The 13,742-nt window shown below is 53.9% G+C and carries 13 protein-coding genes; 8 read left to right on the top strand and 5 right to left on the bottom strand.

The annotated features are described in order from the left end of the window. Positions 1–18 precede the first annotated feature (18 nt). Both guaA and ACNT1W_RS20390 read left to right on the top strand, forming a co-directional pair. Positions 19–1,596 carry a glutamine-hydrolyzing GMP synthase gene (gene guaA, locus ACNT1W_RS20395; RefSeq protein ID WP_012146303.1) on the top strand — a complete coding sequence of 526 codons (1,578 nt, stop codon included), beginning with the start codon at positions 19–21 and terminating at the stop codon, positions 1,594–1,596. A gap of 176 nt (positions 1,597–1,772) precedes the next feature. Then, positions 1,773–2,312 (top strand): GNAT family N-acetyltransferase, encoded by a 540-nt coding sequence (locus ACNT1W_RS20390; protein ID WP_419246078.1) that lies wholly within the window; start codon positions 1,773–1,775, stop codon positions 2,310–2,312. An 11-nt stretch (positions 2,313–2,323) separates the two neighbouring features. Here the strand turns inward: ACNT1W_RS20390 and ACNT1W_RS20385 are convergent, their stop codons facing one another. Further along, entirely contained in the window at positions 2,324–2,698 is a 375-nt protein-coding gene (locus ACNT1W_RS20385) for a winged helix-turn-helix transcriptional regulator (RefSeq protein WP_419246077.1), read from the bottom strand. 126 nt (positions 2,699–2,824) lie between these two features. On the opposite strand from ACNT1W_RS20385, the gene ACNT1W_RS20380 reads away from it, so the two are divergent. After that, positions 2,825–3,559 (top strand): enoyl-CoA hydratase/isomerase family protein, encoded by a 735-nt coding sequence (locus ACNT1W_RS20380; protein WP_419246076.1) that lies wholly within the window; start codon positions 2,825–2,827, stop codon positions 3,557–3,559. 75 nt (positions 3,560–3,634) lie between these two features. Here ACNT1W_RS20380 and ACNT1W_RS20375 read toward each other — a convergent pair whose 3' ends face one another. Continuing rightward, on the bottom strand, positions 3,635–5,419 hold the full coding sequence (locus tag ACNT1W_RS20375; protein ID WP_419246075.1) for an ATP-binding protein: 1,785 nt from the start codon (positions 5,417–5,419) through the stop codon (positions 3,635–3,637). Continuing rightward, positions 5,416–6,048: a response regulator transcription factor gene (locus ACNT1W_RS20370; RefSeq protein WP_419246074.1), complete on the bottom strand. Its 633-nt coding sequence runs from the start codon at positions 6,046–6,048 to the stop codon at positions 5,416–5,418. Before ACNT1W_RS20370 ends, ACNT1W_RS20375 begins: the two co-directional genes overlap by 4 nt. A gap of 177 nt (positions 6,049–6,225) precedes the next feature. Between ACNT1W_RS20370 and ACNT1W_RS20365 the strand changes: the two genes are divergently transcribed. Beyond that, positions 6,226–6,540, top strand: coding sequence for a hypothetical protein (locus ACNT1W_RS20365; protein WP_012146296.1), 315 nt, complete (start codon positions 6,226–6,228; stop codon positions 6,538–6,540). Positions 6,541–6,757: 217 nt separating this feature from the next. Beyond that, positions 6,758–9,778, top strand: coding sequence for an autotransporter outer membrane beta-barrel domain-containing protein (locus ACNT1W_RS20360; RefSeq protein WP_419246073.1), 3,021 nt, complete (start codon positions 6,758–6,760; stop codon positions 9,776–9,778). Between the two features lie 22 nt (positions 9,779–9,800). Here ACNT1W_RS20360 and rluF read toward each other — a convergent pair whose 3' ends face one another. Next, positions 9,801–10,601, bottom strand: a complete 801-nt coding sequence (gene rluF, locus ACNT1W_RS20355; RefSeq protein ID WP_419246072.1) for a 23S rRNA pseudouridine(2604) synthase RluF — start codon at positions 10,599–10,601, stop codon at positions 9,801–9,803. A gap of 198 nt (positions 10,602–10,799) precedes the next feature. On the opposite strand from rluF, the gene ACNT1W_RS20350 reads away from it, so the two are divergent. After that, on the top strand, positions 10,800–11,108 hold the full coding sequence (locus ACNT1W_RS20350) for a YcgJ family protein (RefSeq protein ID WP_012146293.1): 309 nt from the start codon (positions 10,800–10,802) through the stop codon (positions 11,106–11,108). 30 nt (positions 11,109–11,138) lie between these two features. Here ACNT1W_RS20350 and ACNT1W_RS20345 read toward each other — a convergent pair whose 3' ends face one another. Then, positions 11,139–11,588: a winged helix-turn-helix transcriptional regulator gene (locus tag ACNT1W_RS20345; protein ID WP_261097718.1), complete on the bottom strand. Its 450-nt coding sequence runs from the start codon at positions 11,586–11,588 to the stop codon at positions 11,139–11,141. Positions 11,589–11,683: 95 nt separating this feature from the next. Here ACNT1W_RS20345 and ACNT1W_RS20340 point away from each other — a divergent pair, with 95 nt between their 5' ends. Together ACNT1W_RS20340 and ACNT1W_RS20335 are read left to right on the top strand one after the other, a co-directional pair. Beyond that, positions 11,684–12,919 (top strand): MFS transporter, encoded by a 1,236-nt coding sequence (locus tag ACNT1W_RS20340; protein ID WP_126501805.1) that lies wholly within the window; start codon positions 11,684–11,686, stop codon positions 12,917–12,919. Between the two features lie 115 nt (positions 12,920–13,034). Then, complete coding sequence (locus ACNT1W_RS20335) at positions 13,035–13,742, top strand: GntR family transcriptional regulator (protein ID WP_419246071.1); 708 nt, start codon at positions 13,035–13,037, stop codon at positions 13,740–13,742.

Below are 13,742 nucleotides of genomic sequence, written 5' to 3'. Positions count from 1 at the left end.
TGCTGGAATTCGCCTCACATGACAAAAAATATCCATAAGCATCGCATCCTGATTCTGGACTTTGGTTCGCAATACACTCAACTGGTAGCACGCCGCGTGCGCGAAATCGGCGTTTACTGTGAGCTGTGGGCCTGGGACGTTAGCGAAGAGCAAATCCGCGAATTCAATCCAAGCGGCATCATCCTGTCCGGCGGCCCGGAAAGCACCACCGAAGCCAACAGCCCGCGCGCGCCAGAATACGTGTTCACCGCCGGTGTCCCGGTGCTGGGCGTATGCTACGGCATGCAGACCATGGCGATGCAGTTGGGTGGACAGGTAGAAGGTTCCAACGAGCGTGAGTTCGGTTATGCCCAGGTGGAAATCACCACCGAAAGCGCATTGGTGCGCGACATCGAAGACGCACTGAGCCCGGCCGGCAAACCGCTGCTGGACGTGTGGATGAGCCACGGCGACAAAGTGACCGCTATCCCGGCTGACTTCGTGACCGTTGCCAGCACCGATACCTGCCCGTTTGCCATTATGGCCAACGAAGAAAAACGCTTCTACGGCGTGCAGTTCCACCCGGAAGTAACCCACACCCGTCAGGGCCAGCGTATGCTGGAGCGTTTCGTGCTGGATATCTGCCAGTGTGAAGCCCTGTGGACCCCGGCGACCATCATTGAAGATGCGGTAGAACGTATTCGTCAGCAGGTAGGTGAAGATCACGTGATCCTCGGCCTGTCCGGCGGCGTGGATTCTTCCGTTACCGCGATGCTGCTGCACCGTGCCATCGGCAAACGCCTGACCTGCGTGTTTGTCGACAACGGCCTGCTGCGCCTGAACGAAGCCGAACAGGTTCTGGAAATGTTTGGTGACCACTTCGGCCTGAACATCGTTCACGTGGCGGCGGAAGATCGCTTCCTGAGCGCCCTGGCCGGTGTTGACGAGCCGGAAGCCAAGCGCAAAATCATTGGTCGCGTGTTCGTTGAGCTGTTCGACGAAGAAGCCTGCAAGCAATCTGAAGTTAAATGGCTGGCGCAAGGCACCATCTACCCGGACGTGATCGAATCCGCCGCTTCTGCCACCGGCAAAGCGCACGTGATCAAGTCGCACCACAACGTGGGCGGCTTGCCGAAAGAGATGAAGCTGGGCCTGGTCGAACCGCTGAAAGAGCTGTTCAAAGACGAAGTGCGTAAAATTGGCCTGGAACTGGGCCTGCCGTACGACATGCTGTTCCGCCACCCGTTCCCGGGGCCAGGTCTGGGCGTGCGCGTGCTGGGCGAAGTGAAGAAAGAGTATTGCGACCTGCTGCGCCGCGCCGATGCCATCTTCATTGAAGAACTGCACAAGGCCGATCTGTACAACAAGGTCAGCCAGGCATTCACCGTGTTCCTGCCGGTACGTTCCGTTGGCGTGATGGGCGATGGCCGTAAATACGACTGGGTTGTTTCACTGCGCGCAGTGGAAACCATCGACTTTATGACCGCGCATTGGGCGCACCTGCCGTATGATTTCCTCGGCCGCGTATCCAACCGCATCATCAACGAAGTGAACGGCATTTCCCGTGTAGTTTATGACATCAGCGGCAAGCCACCGGCTACCATTGAGTGGGAATGATTTGGTTGCCGGTCTAGGCTGGCGCTAAATAACAACCATCACATCAAATCCCGCGTAACTGCGGGATTTTTTATGAAGTAAAAGAATTTTATGGGATTACCTGGCGTAGGTTCACAACGCATCTAAACCACAGTACTTTATATCTTTGCATCAGTGACTGGTTTGACGGAGGTGCTATGACGACATTGCCAACACGAATACCGTTACCTGACGAGCTTTACGCGTCATTAAGGCCGCTGAGATTAGACGATGTTGATGCGTGGTCGGCGTATTTGAGTAAACCTGGCGTGATTGAACATACCAGTTGGGGGGATGTCAGCCCGACCAACCTCGAAACGCTGATTGCTGACTATGCCGAAGGCAAAGACTCTCTTCGTTGGGCCATTGTGGATCAGAGTGACGGTTTGCTCGGTACGGTTGGGTTGAACGAAATATCCCGCGATCATGGCCGGGCTGAAATTGCCTATGATCTTGACCCGAGCCACTGTGGCCGGGGCTTGGCGACTGAGGCGGCGAGTGCCGTTATTCATTGGGCGCACACCGTTCTGTGCCTTCAGCGTGTTCAGGCTACGGTTCTTGATAGCAATATATTGTCGATTGCCGTCCTGGAGCGAGTGGGCATGCAGCGCGAAGGTTTAATCAGGCAATACCGCCGCGTGCGCGGGCAGGCCAGAGATTATTGGATGTACGCGGCCATTAATCGCGCAGGGAATTGAGGTTGCCAACCTCAATTTTCATCCTGTTGGCTTTGCTCATCATATTTTCTCTGGCAGTCCTGAATCGTCTCCATATTCCCCAGCGTCCAATTAAACAGAATTGCAAACGGCTCCTGTAACGATTGGCCGAGTGGGGTCAGTGAATACTCGACGCCCAGTACCCGCCCATCCAGAACCCGGCGTTTCACCATGCCGTTGCGTTCCAGCTTACGCAGTGTCTGGGTCAGTACGCGCTGAGTGACGCCGTCAAGGCGGCGCTTAATCGCGTTGAAACGCCGTGGCTCGCGAAGCACTTCCAGCACCATCATCGACCATTTATCCGCGATCTGGTCGAGAATGATTCGGCTTGGGTAGTCGGCCCGGTAGATAGGATCTGTCTCGTTCATAGGTATCCTCCAGCATCCCTGGGATGTTTAAAGTGCGTAATTGACCCTAGGTATGCAAAGTATACCATGCGGTGAACAGCACCCAAACCCGGTGCCACTTTCTTCCCCACCACCCAGGAAATTGACATGACAGATACAGATTTCGGCAGGCTGAGTATTTCCCGTGACCATGGCGTATCGACGATCACGATCGACAATCCTCCGGTCAACGTGCTTGATGTGTCTTTGATGTCGGAGATCAGCCGCTTTCTTGTTGCTGTTCGTGACGATCCGGACACGCGAGTGTTGGTATTCCAGAGCGCAAATCCCGAGTTTTTTATTGCTCATGTCGACATGACCTTAATCGATGAGCCGCACGCTTTCGATGAGCTTGCACGCCATGCTCCAGAAGGCCTTAATCCGTTCCAGGCATTCGGTGAGCTTCTGCGGGAGCAGCCGCAGGTCACGATCGTCAAGCTTGCCGGGCTGGCACGCGGCGGTGGCGCTACCCAGTATCTGACCAGCCGGATGACGCGCGGTCGTGCGCTTGAAGCGATCCTGGGTGCCGAACTGATCGACGCCGCTACGGCGGAACGTTATGGATGGATCAATCGCGCATTACCTGCTGCCGAACTCGATGATTTCGTCGATCGGTTGGCTCGCAACATTGCGGCATTGCCCGAGGGCGTTATTGCGGCTGCCAAACAAGCGATGCCTGCACCAGATCTGCGGGAAGGCTTTTATCGTGAGCACGATGCCTGGGCTGGGCTGTTCGCACGGCCCGCAGCAGAAAAACTCATTCGGGGCGGATTGAAGGCAGGTGCTCAGACCCGGGCTGGCGAGCGCAACCTTGAGGGCCTGCTGCGCGGCCTCGAGATCTAAAGGATGCCGCTCCTGAAATCGGACCCATGCGGAAACGGAATTCCGGCATGGGTTCACCGGTATAAAGCCTACCGGCTAACTGGAGGCTGCCCATTGCGACAGCAATGCATAGAGTTTCGCGGGTTCCAGCGGTTTTCGCAGTACCAGATAACCTTCCTGTTCGGCCTCTTGCAAAGTGGGTGAGTTAAATTCCCCGCTGACCATGGCACCGCTGGTATTCGGCAGGCGTTCAAACAGCGCTTTCAATATATCGAACCCGCTTTCGCCAGAGCGGAGCCGTTGATCGCACAGCATGGCAAAGGGGCTGAAGCCTTCATCGATAATCGCAAATGCCTCCTCTGCACAGGCCGCACAGCGTACTGTGAGGCCCCAGGTGCTCATCAAACTCGACCAGGCGGAAGTCACCAGTGGGTCATCGTCCACCACCAGACAGGAACCGTACAGCGGCGCATAGCGGATGGGAGTGAGGCTATTTGAGTAACTGTTTGCGCTTTCTGGTAGCTCGCATTCGCCGTTGTAAAGGGCAAAGCGCATCCAGAAACGGGAACCCTTGCCTTCAACGGATTGCATGCCGTATTTCACCTTCATCAGTTTGGCGCAGCGTGCCACTACCGCCAGCCCTAATCCATGGCCAGCACTATCGATTTTCCACGCCAGCTCAGGGCGATAATAGGGGGAAAAAACTTTGCCTTTCTCTTCGTCGGCGATGCCAACGCCGGTGTCCCAAACTTCAATTAAGCATTCCGCTCCCTGAGGGCGAATGGCTATCAGCACGCCCCCTTTTTGCGTATAACGCAGTGCATTTTGTATCAGGTTAATCAGTGATTGCCTGATGAGTAGCTGATCGCCCATCACATAGATTCGGCGCTTGGGCCGCCATGCCCGTAATGATAATGCCCGGCTGTTCGCCTCTTCGCGAAACAGGGTCATCACCGAGTCGAGCAGCATTCCAATGTCCACATGGGTCGTTGCCGTGCTGACGTTGCCGGATTCAATCTTGCTGAGATCGAGTAAGGAATTAAACATAAGATGCACGGATCTTACGCTTTGCTGCAGATCCAATAGCTGGGGGATGAGCGTGACATCGCGGTTTTTATGGATAATGGCTTCGATCAAAAAACCCATGGCGTGCACCGGTTGACGCAAATCATGACTGGCGGTAGTAAGAAATTGGTTTTTATCCAATAACGCCTGCTCTGCTTCCTCTTTGGCCTGCCTGAATTGCTCCGCAAGACGGGAGCTTTCCTCTTCGAGGCGGGCTTGCTGGATAAAGAATTTATGGGAGCTCAATGCGTGGCGGTAGATGGCGAACCCATAAAGCAGGTTAAGCATCAGCACAATAAGCATGACATCGTTTAATCGCCAGATGATGCCAATATTCAGTATGCTCCAGCAGGAAAAGAAAAACAGAGTAAAGGTGCTAATGACTGGCGTTAAATGTGTTGCGTTGGCCGCAACGATAGCCGCGATACTGATGTTCAATAATAAGAAAAAGTCAAAATTGTTTATCTGTGGCGTGATTATATATAACGAAGAAATACCCAGCCCATGAACGAAGGCAACTTTATTGATATGGGGTAGCCAGCGGCGAAGAATAACGTCCGAATCTTTTTTTATTGTTTCTTTCTTATAGCTGCGATGCCACAACCTGATGGCGACGGCGCAGAACAAATATAAGACTATCCAGAGGCTAATCGGCCATAGGTTTTCACCCAGTAAATAAATCCAAATAGCGAAAGGAATACCAACAAAGGGCACTGCGCTGAAGCTAAATACCAGGCGTATAAATGTATTGTCCAGCAGACGGATTTGCGCACGGGGAGAAATACCATCATCTTGTAAAGATTGAAGTAACTTCATTGTAATGGCCCCGATCTGCCGTGGAGCAGGGTGATCGCCTCCACCCGACTATTCACACCTATCTTTTTCAGAATATTACTGATGTGTTCTTTAACTGTGGGTTCTGAAATTGAAAGTTGCGAGGCTATTCTTTTATTAGGAAAACCACGCAACATCATGGAAAGCACTTCAACCTGTCGCGGCGTTAGATTTAAATGTTGCAAATGGTTTTGGACTGGCGTTACACCCGTCGCATTATCCTGAGGAAACCATAGTCGATTGTCTGTGAGAGTGGCTACGGCTTTGGCGAATAATTCAGGAGATTCATTTTTAAGCACGAAACCATGGCCGCCGGCCTCTCGAACCTTTTGCCATATTTCATTGTTGTCGTCGCCACTCACCACCAATAAGCGAATTTGTGAATAACGTTCATTCATCTCTTTGAGGAATTTAAGCGCCGTGCCATTGGATAGCCAAAAATCTATAACCATTAAACGAGGAGGGCCATTTAGCATAATGTGGCGATAGCAATGATCTTCGTTGGTCGCCATGTGGACATGTTTAAATCGACAATGCGTATTAAGAAAATTGGCGATGCCACTTGCCACCAATGGATGGTCATCAACGACCAGTGCATACTCCTGTCCCAAAGCTAGCTCCTTCGTATAAACGTATCGGATGGTTCCGGTAATCTCTTATTATCCACCCTCCCTACTTTAGGAGGGTTTTTTCGTTTAGGAAAGAGAAATATATTATGCGGGGATTTGGATAAGATAAAACATAGAGCCATTCAGCGTTTGGATCTGTTTGGTTGAAAAGGATAATTTATGAAGAAACCATTTATCGCTCTGGCCGTTACTTTACTGGTCGCCGGTTGTTCAACGTTGAAAACCGATCAGGCAATACCTTTGCTGCAGGCGGAAACGGCTAAAATGCTGGGTCTGGGCTCATCAGACGAAATTACCGTGACCAATGTTAACGGCGCCCAGCCCGACGCACTGGGTGGACAAAAACTCACTTACCGCGCCACCACTGAAAAAGGGCGGATTTTCGACTGCTCTTCGATGATGATGCCAGGGTTTTTAGGATCTGCGCCATCGCTGACCGCCCCGAGTTGTACCCCGGTTGTCACGCATAAATAATCTCCTGTGGGCGTGAGCCGAGGGGAAAATCAGTATTGACCCGCAAGCCCAATAAGTTTGGCATCGAGGCGTTAGTGCTGGGGGGCAATAAGCTTGCGTCTCGATGGCAATCAGTTTGTGTTTGCGGCATTACGCACTCTACACCCTCTAATACATTGAATTTTTCATATAAATAATAATTTTGATGGCTCTAAGTTAATTAGGCCGGAGAGAAAACATGAAAGATAAAATATCGCATCATTTAGCGGTAAGAAAACCGCTTTCCAAAATTTACCTCGCACTTTTCTCCGCGCCATTGCTATTGATGGGGTCTGCCGATATGGCTCGGGCCGACGATGTTATATTCGATGGTGAATCCAAAGTGACAGAACCCTTAGCCTACAGCGGGAATGTTTACGTCGGTCGCAATCAAAGTGGAAACCTGTTGATAGATAATGGCCAGGTCGGCGGCTATAACATCAATATCGGCACTCGCTCAGACGGCAAAATTTATGAAAGCCTGGTCACGGTCAGAGGACCTAATGCGGTATTGAGTGCCGTAAACGATCAAAATGTTCTGCGTGGCAGTTTAAACCTCGGCCAGGGGACATTGCGGGTTGAAGATGGCGGGCTGGCCAGTGCGAAAGAAATTATCGTCGGCACTACCGGGGGTTACGACAGCCATTTGAATGTTAAAGGTGCCGGTTCCAAAGTTACCAGCGACAGGCTTGGTATCGGCTTTGGACAGGGCGCGCGTTCCACCCTGCTGATTGAAGATGGCGGGGTGGTGACAACCACGGCCGCCGCCAGAATAGACAGCGGATTCAAGCCTGATGAGGCCGACAAGCTGAACCCCAAAGCCACGGTGACGGGTAAAAACTCGCAGTGGAACATCAGCCAAACGCTCACGGCCAACGGCGATGTTGACGTGCTCAATGGCGGCGTGGTTAACGTCGGCAGCGCGGAAATTGCCGGCGTTTCTGGCTCGCGCAAAACTGCCGAGCTTTATATCGCTGGTGAAGGCTCGCGCTTTACCAGTGCCGGCAGCGTCAACGTGGGAGATTATGGCAACGGTGTGCTGTCGGTGGTGGACGGCGGAACATTTTCCGCCGGGGCTAACGAGCTGCGGTTGGGCGATACCGGCTCCGGTTCGAACAGGGGCGCGCTAATCATCGGCAGCCGCGGCAATATGGATACCGGCACCGGCCTGACCGAACCCACGCTCGGTGCGGCGGGCGGCGCGGGTACGCTCGATGCCCAAACGGTGGTCAATCTGCGCGGTGGGTTATTCGGTAGCTATGTGTACTTTAACCATACCTCCGACAACTATGATTTCCGCAATAAGATGGTTGGCGAAGGTGAGGTGATCAACACCGCCGGGCAGACGACGCTGAGCGGGGATCTTACCCAGCTTAAGGCGAACGTAACCGCCCGTGGCGGTAAAATCATCATTAACAGCGATATCAATACGCAGCCAGAAGACAGTCCTTTCGACGTGCAGACCCTGAGTGCCGAGAATGGCGGTACGTTGATTCTTAATGCGACAGCCGGCTCCGACGTCAGCAATGGTCTGGGTTACAGCAGTGCTGCGTCAATCAAATCCGGCGGCACGCTGGGCGGCAATGGCACTTTAGGTCAGACAGAAATTCAGTCCGGTGGTCACATTTCCCCTGGCGACGGGAATATTGGCACTCTGACGCTGAAACGCTATCTGAACTTCATTGGTGAATCTTTCTACGACGTTGATATCGCCGGTGATGGCAGTAGTGACAAACTGCTGGTTACGGGTAAAACCACTATCAGCGATCAAGCGAAGGTGCAGGTGACTGCGCTGGACTTGCAAACCAGCTATCAGACCGGCCGAAGCTATCGTATTTTAACCTCGGAAGGGGGAATTGACGGGCAGTTCGCCGAAGCGGTCTCAAAATCTGCGTTCCTGGACGTTGCGCTCAAACACGAGGCTAACGCCGTGGATTTGACGATTGCGCAGAAAGGCGGCGGTGAAAATCCGGGTGGTGAGAACCCAGGCGGCGAGAACCCAGGCGGCGAGAACCCAGGCGGTGAAAATCCGGGCGGCGAGAATCCGGGGGGTGAAAACCCAGGCGGTGAGGGTCCGGGAGAAGGCAGCGGCAAGCCAGGTATTTTCCAGACGGTGGCACAAACCGACAACCAATGGAATACCGCGGGTGCTCTCTCGACTCTGGCGCAAGGCGGCCCTTCATTGGCCCTGTACAACTCACTGTTGTTATTGAGTGCGCCTGAAGCTCGTGAGGCATTCAATCAACTTTCTGGTGAGGTCTATCCCTCCATGCAATCTAACCTGATTGCCGGCAGCACCATGCTGTTCAATGTGCTCAATCAGCGCATGTTGCGCGCTTTTGATAACGATACGTTGCCCGTTCCGCCATTGGCGATGACGCTGGTTCAACCGGCGCAGGCCGAAAACAGTGGCGTGTGGGGGCAGACGTTTGGCTCATGGGCAAGAAACAGCGGTAATGACAACGTTGGAAAACTCGATGGCAACACCAGCGGCTTCCTGCTGGGGGCAGACCATAAATTATCGGATAGCAGTGTTCGCGTTGGTGGATATTTTGGTTATAGCCGCGGTGATTATGATATCGATAGCCGCAGCTCCAAGTCCGACAGCGATAATTATCACCTCGGTCTGTATGCCGCAGGGCAGCAAGGCGCCTTCTCGTTACGTGGCGCGTTGGGTTACACCTGGCACCGGCTGGAAAATGAGCGCAACGTTAACTTCGGTAATTACTCGGATCGGCTTAAGGCAGACTATGATGCCGACTCGCTGCTGGCGTTCACCGAAGCGGGCTACCGTTTTGGGCAGTCGGACGCGAACCTTGAGCCCTTCGTCAATCTGAGCTACATCCGTCTGCATACTGATAACTTCGAGGAAAGTGGCGGTGCCGCAGCGCTTAGCGTGCGTAATGAAACGATGAATACCTTCTATTCCACGTTGGGCGTGCGCGGTACGGTTGAACTGCCGCAGAACGTCAGTCTTTACGGCTCACTGGGTTGGCAGCATGCCTACGGCGATAAAACCACCTCTTCGCGTATGGCCTTTGCCGGCAGCGATGCGTTTACCACGCAGGGCACCGCAGTTGATGACAACCTGATGGTGGCGGACGTCGGGGTGAGCGTGAAGCTGTCGCGATCCACTAGCCTGGATCTCGGCTATCAGGGGCAATACGGTTCCGATACCCAGGTTAATGCCGTTAATGCCAACATCCGATGGTCATTCTGATTTCTTGATAAATTCGGTTTTGTTATAACGGGGTATCGTTGGGTAACAGATTATTGTTTCCTGGCGGTATCTCGTCTCTCTGTGGCAGGTCTGGGTCCTCGGACGAAGAGTGCTCAAGCAGCTTAAATAACTCGGTTCGTTCATCCTCGCTCAAGTCCCGCCATTCGCCCAGCGCTAACCCTTCCAGACTGATGTTCATAATGCGCACGCGCTCAAGTTTGGTGACTTGATAGCCAAAGTATTTGCACATACGGCGGATTTGGCGGTTAAGCCCCTGCACCAGCGTAATGCGAAACACCTGCGCAGTTTCCTGCGCCACCTGGCATTTATGGGTCACTTTGCCCAATATCGGCACGCCCGCGCCCATGCCCTGAATAAACTCATCGGTCAGCGGTTTGTCGACGGTGACCAGGTACTCTTTTTGGTGATTGTTGCCGGCGCGCAGGATTTTATTGACCAGTTCCCCGCGGTTGGTCAGAAAAATCAGCCCCTGAGAGTCTTTATCCAGGCGGCCGACGGGGAAGGTGCGCTGGCTGTGGTTAACGAAATCACCGATGTTGTTCGGCACGTGTTTACCCATGCTGGTGATGATGCCCACGGGTTTATTCAGCGCGATCAGCACCAAATCTGCATCATTACGCGGCTCTATCCGTTGCCCGTTAACACTCACAACATCCCCAATAAATACCGGCGCACCCACCTCGGCCAGGTTATCGTTGATAAAAACCTTACCCAGTTTGATGTAGCGATCGGCCTGACGGCGGGAACAGATACCGCTGTCGCTAATGTATTTATTCAGGCGAATGGATGATTGTGTTGGCATGGTGTCCCCGTAAAACGCGGACTATACATTACCCGGGGGGCATTGCGAAGATTGCTTAAAATTGCACATCGTCAAAGGCCTGTTTTTCATGGCAGTATAGTGCTCCAAATAACGGGCGCTCTGCCATTAAACGAGGCTGACTCATTGAATAAAATAGCACTTTCGTTCTCACTGACCCTGCTGCTTGCCGCATCCGTGATGCCTGCACAGGCGAAGCAAAACTCATCCCTCAAGTCACCGGCATCAGGCGTGTTGTGCGACCGTTATGTCTGTGCGAATGGTACCGATGGCATTTCCCGCCCATTGACCGAAAAGTATCTCGGCAAGAAAGTCGCCAGCAAACTGTCTTCGCAAGGTGAGTTCGACCCGACCGAATTCACCTTTGCCAATGGCATTTTCTGCGATGTCAAAGAGCGACTGTGCCGCGAGGATCGCTACTACGGCGAAGGCGGTAAACGCACCGGCGCCGTTTCCAGGAAATACACCGAGCTGCTTTTCGGCCACTAATAGCCCTGCATGCACCCGTCCAAGGATCCGTCAGGCCCCGTCGACCTTCACCACCAAAGTATTCAGCGGCGTAAGAACCTGCCCGGTGCTGCCGGTCGGCGTCATGCGCGGGATCGGTTGGCGGGTGTCGCTTTCTACCAGCGTTGATCTTGCCTCTTGCGCGTCAAACAGATAATCCTCCCCCCACTGGCGCAGGCCGACGATAACCGGGAACAGGGCGCGCCCCTTGTCGGTGAGAATATATTCCTGATAGGCACTGCCGTCCGAAGCGGGGGCAATCTCCAAAATGCCGTGCGCCACCAGGGTGCGTAGCCGGGTGGAGAGGATATTCTTCGCCATCCCCAGTCCCTTTTGAAACTCACTGAAGCGGCGCACGCCGTCGAAGGCATCGCGCACAATCAGCAGCGACCACCAGTCACCAATCACATCCAGCGTACGTGCCACCGGGCACTGTGCATCTTCCAGACTTTTACGTTTCATGGCATTTCGTTCCTGTAGCGATATCTGGTTGCATTATAAAACCTCCGTGCGTAAAGTTCATTGGGTTTAATAATGAAACCACTTTGGAGCGAACGATGAGTGATAAAACGCTGGATCCGATTTGTGCCGCGCAGGGCGGAGCGCTGAGTCGCCTGCCTGCGTCGCTGGTGTTATTGCTGGCGGGAGCCAGTGCCTTTAGCGTGGCGAATGTGTATTACGCACAACCTTTACTGGACGCCATTGCTCAGGATTTTCATATCAGCCTGGCGTCGGTGGGCATGGTGATCACCGTCACTCAGTTAGGCTGCGCATTGGCATTGTTGCTGGTGGTGCCGTTGGGCGATCGGGTTAATCGTCACCGGCTGCTGGCGGTTCAGCAACTGCTGCTGATTACCGCACTTTGTGTGGTCGGTTGGGCGAACAGCAGCCTGTTATTACTGGTCGGCATGCTGCTGGTGGGGTTACTGGGTACCGCCATGACCCAGGGATTGGTCGCCTTCGCCGCTACATTGGCAGCGCCGCATGAGCGGGGACGGGTAGTGGGCGCCGCGCAAGGCGGTGTGGTTCTCGGGTTGTTATTGGCGCGCACGCTTTCCGGCGCAATGGCGGATATCGGTGGCTGGCGCGCGGTTTACTTTTTCTCTGCGGCGGTAACTCTGCTCCTGTTGCCGGTGCTCGCGCGTCTGTTGCCCGTCCCGCACACAGCGCCTTCAACACTCAGTTATCCGGCGCTGTTGCGATCAATGCTGACGTTGCTGTGGCGCGATCGCACGCTGCAGATCCGCGGCATGCTGGCACTGCTGATGTTTGCGGCATTCAGCATTTTCTGGAGTGCCCTGGTTCTGCCACTCAGTCAGGCGCCGTTTAATTTTTCACATTCGGTGATTGGTGCCTTTGGTCTGGTGGGGGCGGTGGGTGCGCTGGCGGCGGTTCGTGCCGGACATCTGGCCGATCGCGGTCTGGGGCAGTTGGCAACCGGTATCTGTCTGTTGCTGTTGGTGCTGGCCTGGTTGCCGCTCGGCCTGCTGAGTTACGGGCTGGGATGGTTGATTATGGGCATTGTGCTGCTCGATCTGGCCGGACAGGCCATTCACGTGTTGAATCAGAGTCTGATTTTCAGCGCCCATCCGCAGGCTCATAGCCGGTTAGTCGGCTGCTACATGCTGTTCTACGCGGTGGGTAGCGGGCTGGGTGCCTTTGCCAGTACCCACGTATTCGCTCTGGCGGGCTGGTACGGCGTGTGTTGGCTGGGGGCGAGCGTCAGCCTGGCGGCCTTGTTGTTCTGGGGGCTGACGCTGCGTGCCATGCCAGCCTCAGATGCGGCGCATTAGCGGCATCCTTTCGGTTCTGGGACAGGAGTCACATATAAAATTCAGTACCCCCATTGTTTGTCATAATTCACCGCGATACTGTTATGCAATCTGGTTTAAACCAATAAAGTGAGCTATGGAAAACAACTCTACCGTTGAACTGGCCAAGCAAAGGCTTAATGACTGGCTGAGTCAGGGCGCAATAGCCCCCGGCGACAAGCTTCCTTCGGAGCGAGAGCTGGGGGAATTGCTGAACATTAAACGCATGACGCTGCGTCAGGCACTGCTGTTCCTGGAAAGTGAGTCGAGGATATTCCGTAAGGATCGTCGGGGTTGGTTTGCAGCATTGCCACGCTTTAACTACAACCCCAATTCGTCTACCAGCTTCAAACAGGCGGCCATTGAGCAGGGCCGTTCTCCCTCTTGGGGTTATATGACCAAGGAGCGGGTTTTGACGGCACCGGCGGCCATTTGCGATTTACTGCAGCTTAGTGAAGGGGCAGCGATCTACAAAATCTGTGGCTGGGGAGCGCTGGACAATCACATCGTGTTTTATCACGAAACCTTTATCAGTCCGCTGGTGGCACCCGACTTCATCGAACGCCTGGGTGAGAACTCGTTTGCCGATGTATGGGAAAACGCCTACGGAACCGCGACTCGCACCCATCATTTGGCTTTTAAACCGACCCGATTGTCCGGTGATGCCTGCAAGGTGATGGGCGGCAACGCCAGCACGCCGTCGATACTGGTAGAGAAGCATCGTGCCGATGCCCAGCGCCGTATCGTGCAGGTGGATATCGAATACTGGCGTTTCGAGTCGGTGGATTTTTTCATTAACTTATAG

The sequence above is a fragment of the Serratia sp. NFX21 genome (genome assembly GCF_048517035.1).
In the GTDB taxonomy this organism is placed as follows: domain Bacteria; phylum Pseudomonadota; class Gammaproteobacteria; order Enterobacterales; family Enterobacteriaceae; genus Serratia; species Serratia quinivorans.
This window is presented reverse-complemented; position numbering and strand designations above follow the sequence as displayed.

Bases quoted from the DNA above. Each gene is read 5' to 3' on its own strand.
- rluF (WP_419246072.1), bottom strand. From the start codon at position 10,601: ATGCCAACACAATCATCCATTCGCCTGAATAAATACATTAGCGACAGC.
- ACNT1W_RS20360 (WP_419246073.1), top strand. From the start codon at position 6,758: ATGAAAGATAAAATATCGCATCATTTAGCGGTAAGAAAACCGCTTTCC.
- ACNT1W_RS20385 (WP_419246077.1), bottom strand. From the start codon at position 2,698: ATGAACGAGACAGATCCTATCTACCGGGCCGACTACCCAAGCCGAATC.
- ACNT1W_RS20340 (WP_126501805.1), top strand. From the start codon at position 11,684: ATGAGTGATAAAACGCTGGATCCGATTTGTGCCGCGCAGGGCGGAGCG.
- ACNT1W_RS20350 (WP_012146293.1), top strand. From the start codon at position 10,800: ATGCCTGCACAGGCGAAGCAAAACTCATCCCTCAAGTCACCGGCATCA.
- ACNT1W_RS20345 (WP_261097718.1), bottom strand. From the start codon at position 11,588: ATGAAACGTAAAAGTCTGGAAGATGCACAGTGCCCGGTGGCACGTACG.
- ACNT1W_RS20365 (WP_012146296.1), top strand. From the start codon at position 6,226: ATGAAGAAACCATTTATCGCTCTGGCCGTTACTTTACTGGTCGCCGGT.
- ACNT1W_RS20375 (WP_419246075.1), bottom strand. From the start codon at position 5,419: ATGAAGTTACTTCAATCTTTACAAGATGATGGTATTTCTCCCCGTGCG.
- guaA (WP_012146303.1), top strand. From the start codon at position 19: ATGACAAAAAATATCCATAAGCATCGCATCCTGATTCTGGACTTTGGT.
- ACNT1W_RS20390 (WP_419246078.1), top strand. From the start codon at position 1,773: ATGACGACATTGCCAACACGAATACCGTTACCTGACGAGCTTTACGCG.
- ACNT1W_RS20335 (WP_419246071.1), top strand. From the start codon at position 13,035: ATGGAAAACAACTCTACCGTTGAACTGGCCAAGCAAAGGCTTAATGAC.
- ACNT1W_RS20380 (WP_419246076.1), top strand. From the start codon at position 2,825: ATGACAGATACAGATTTCGGCAGGCTGAGTATTTCCCGTGACCATGGC.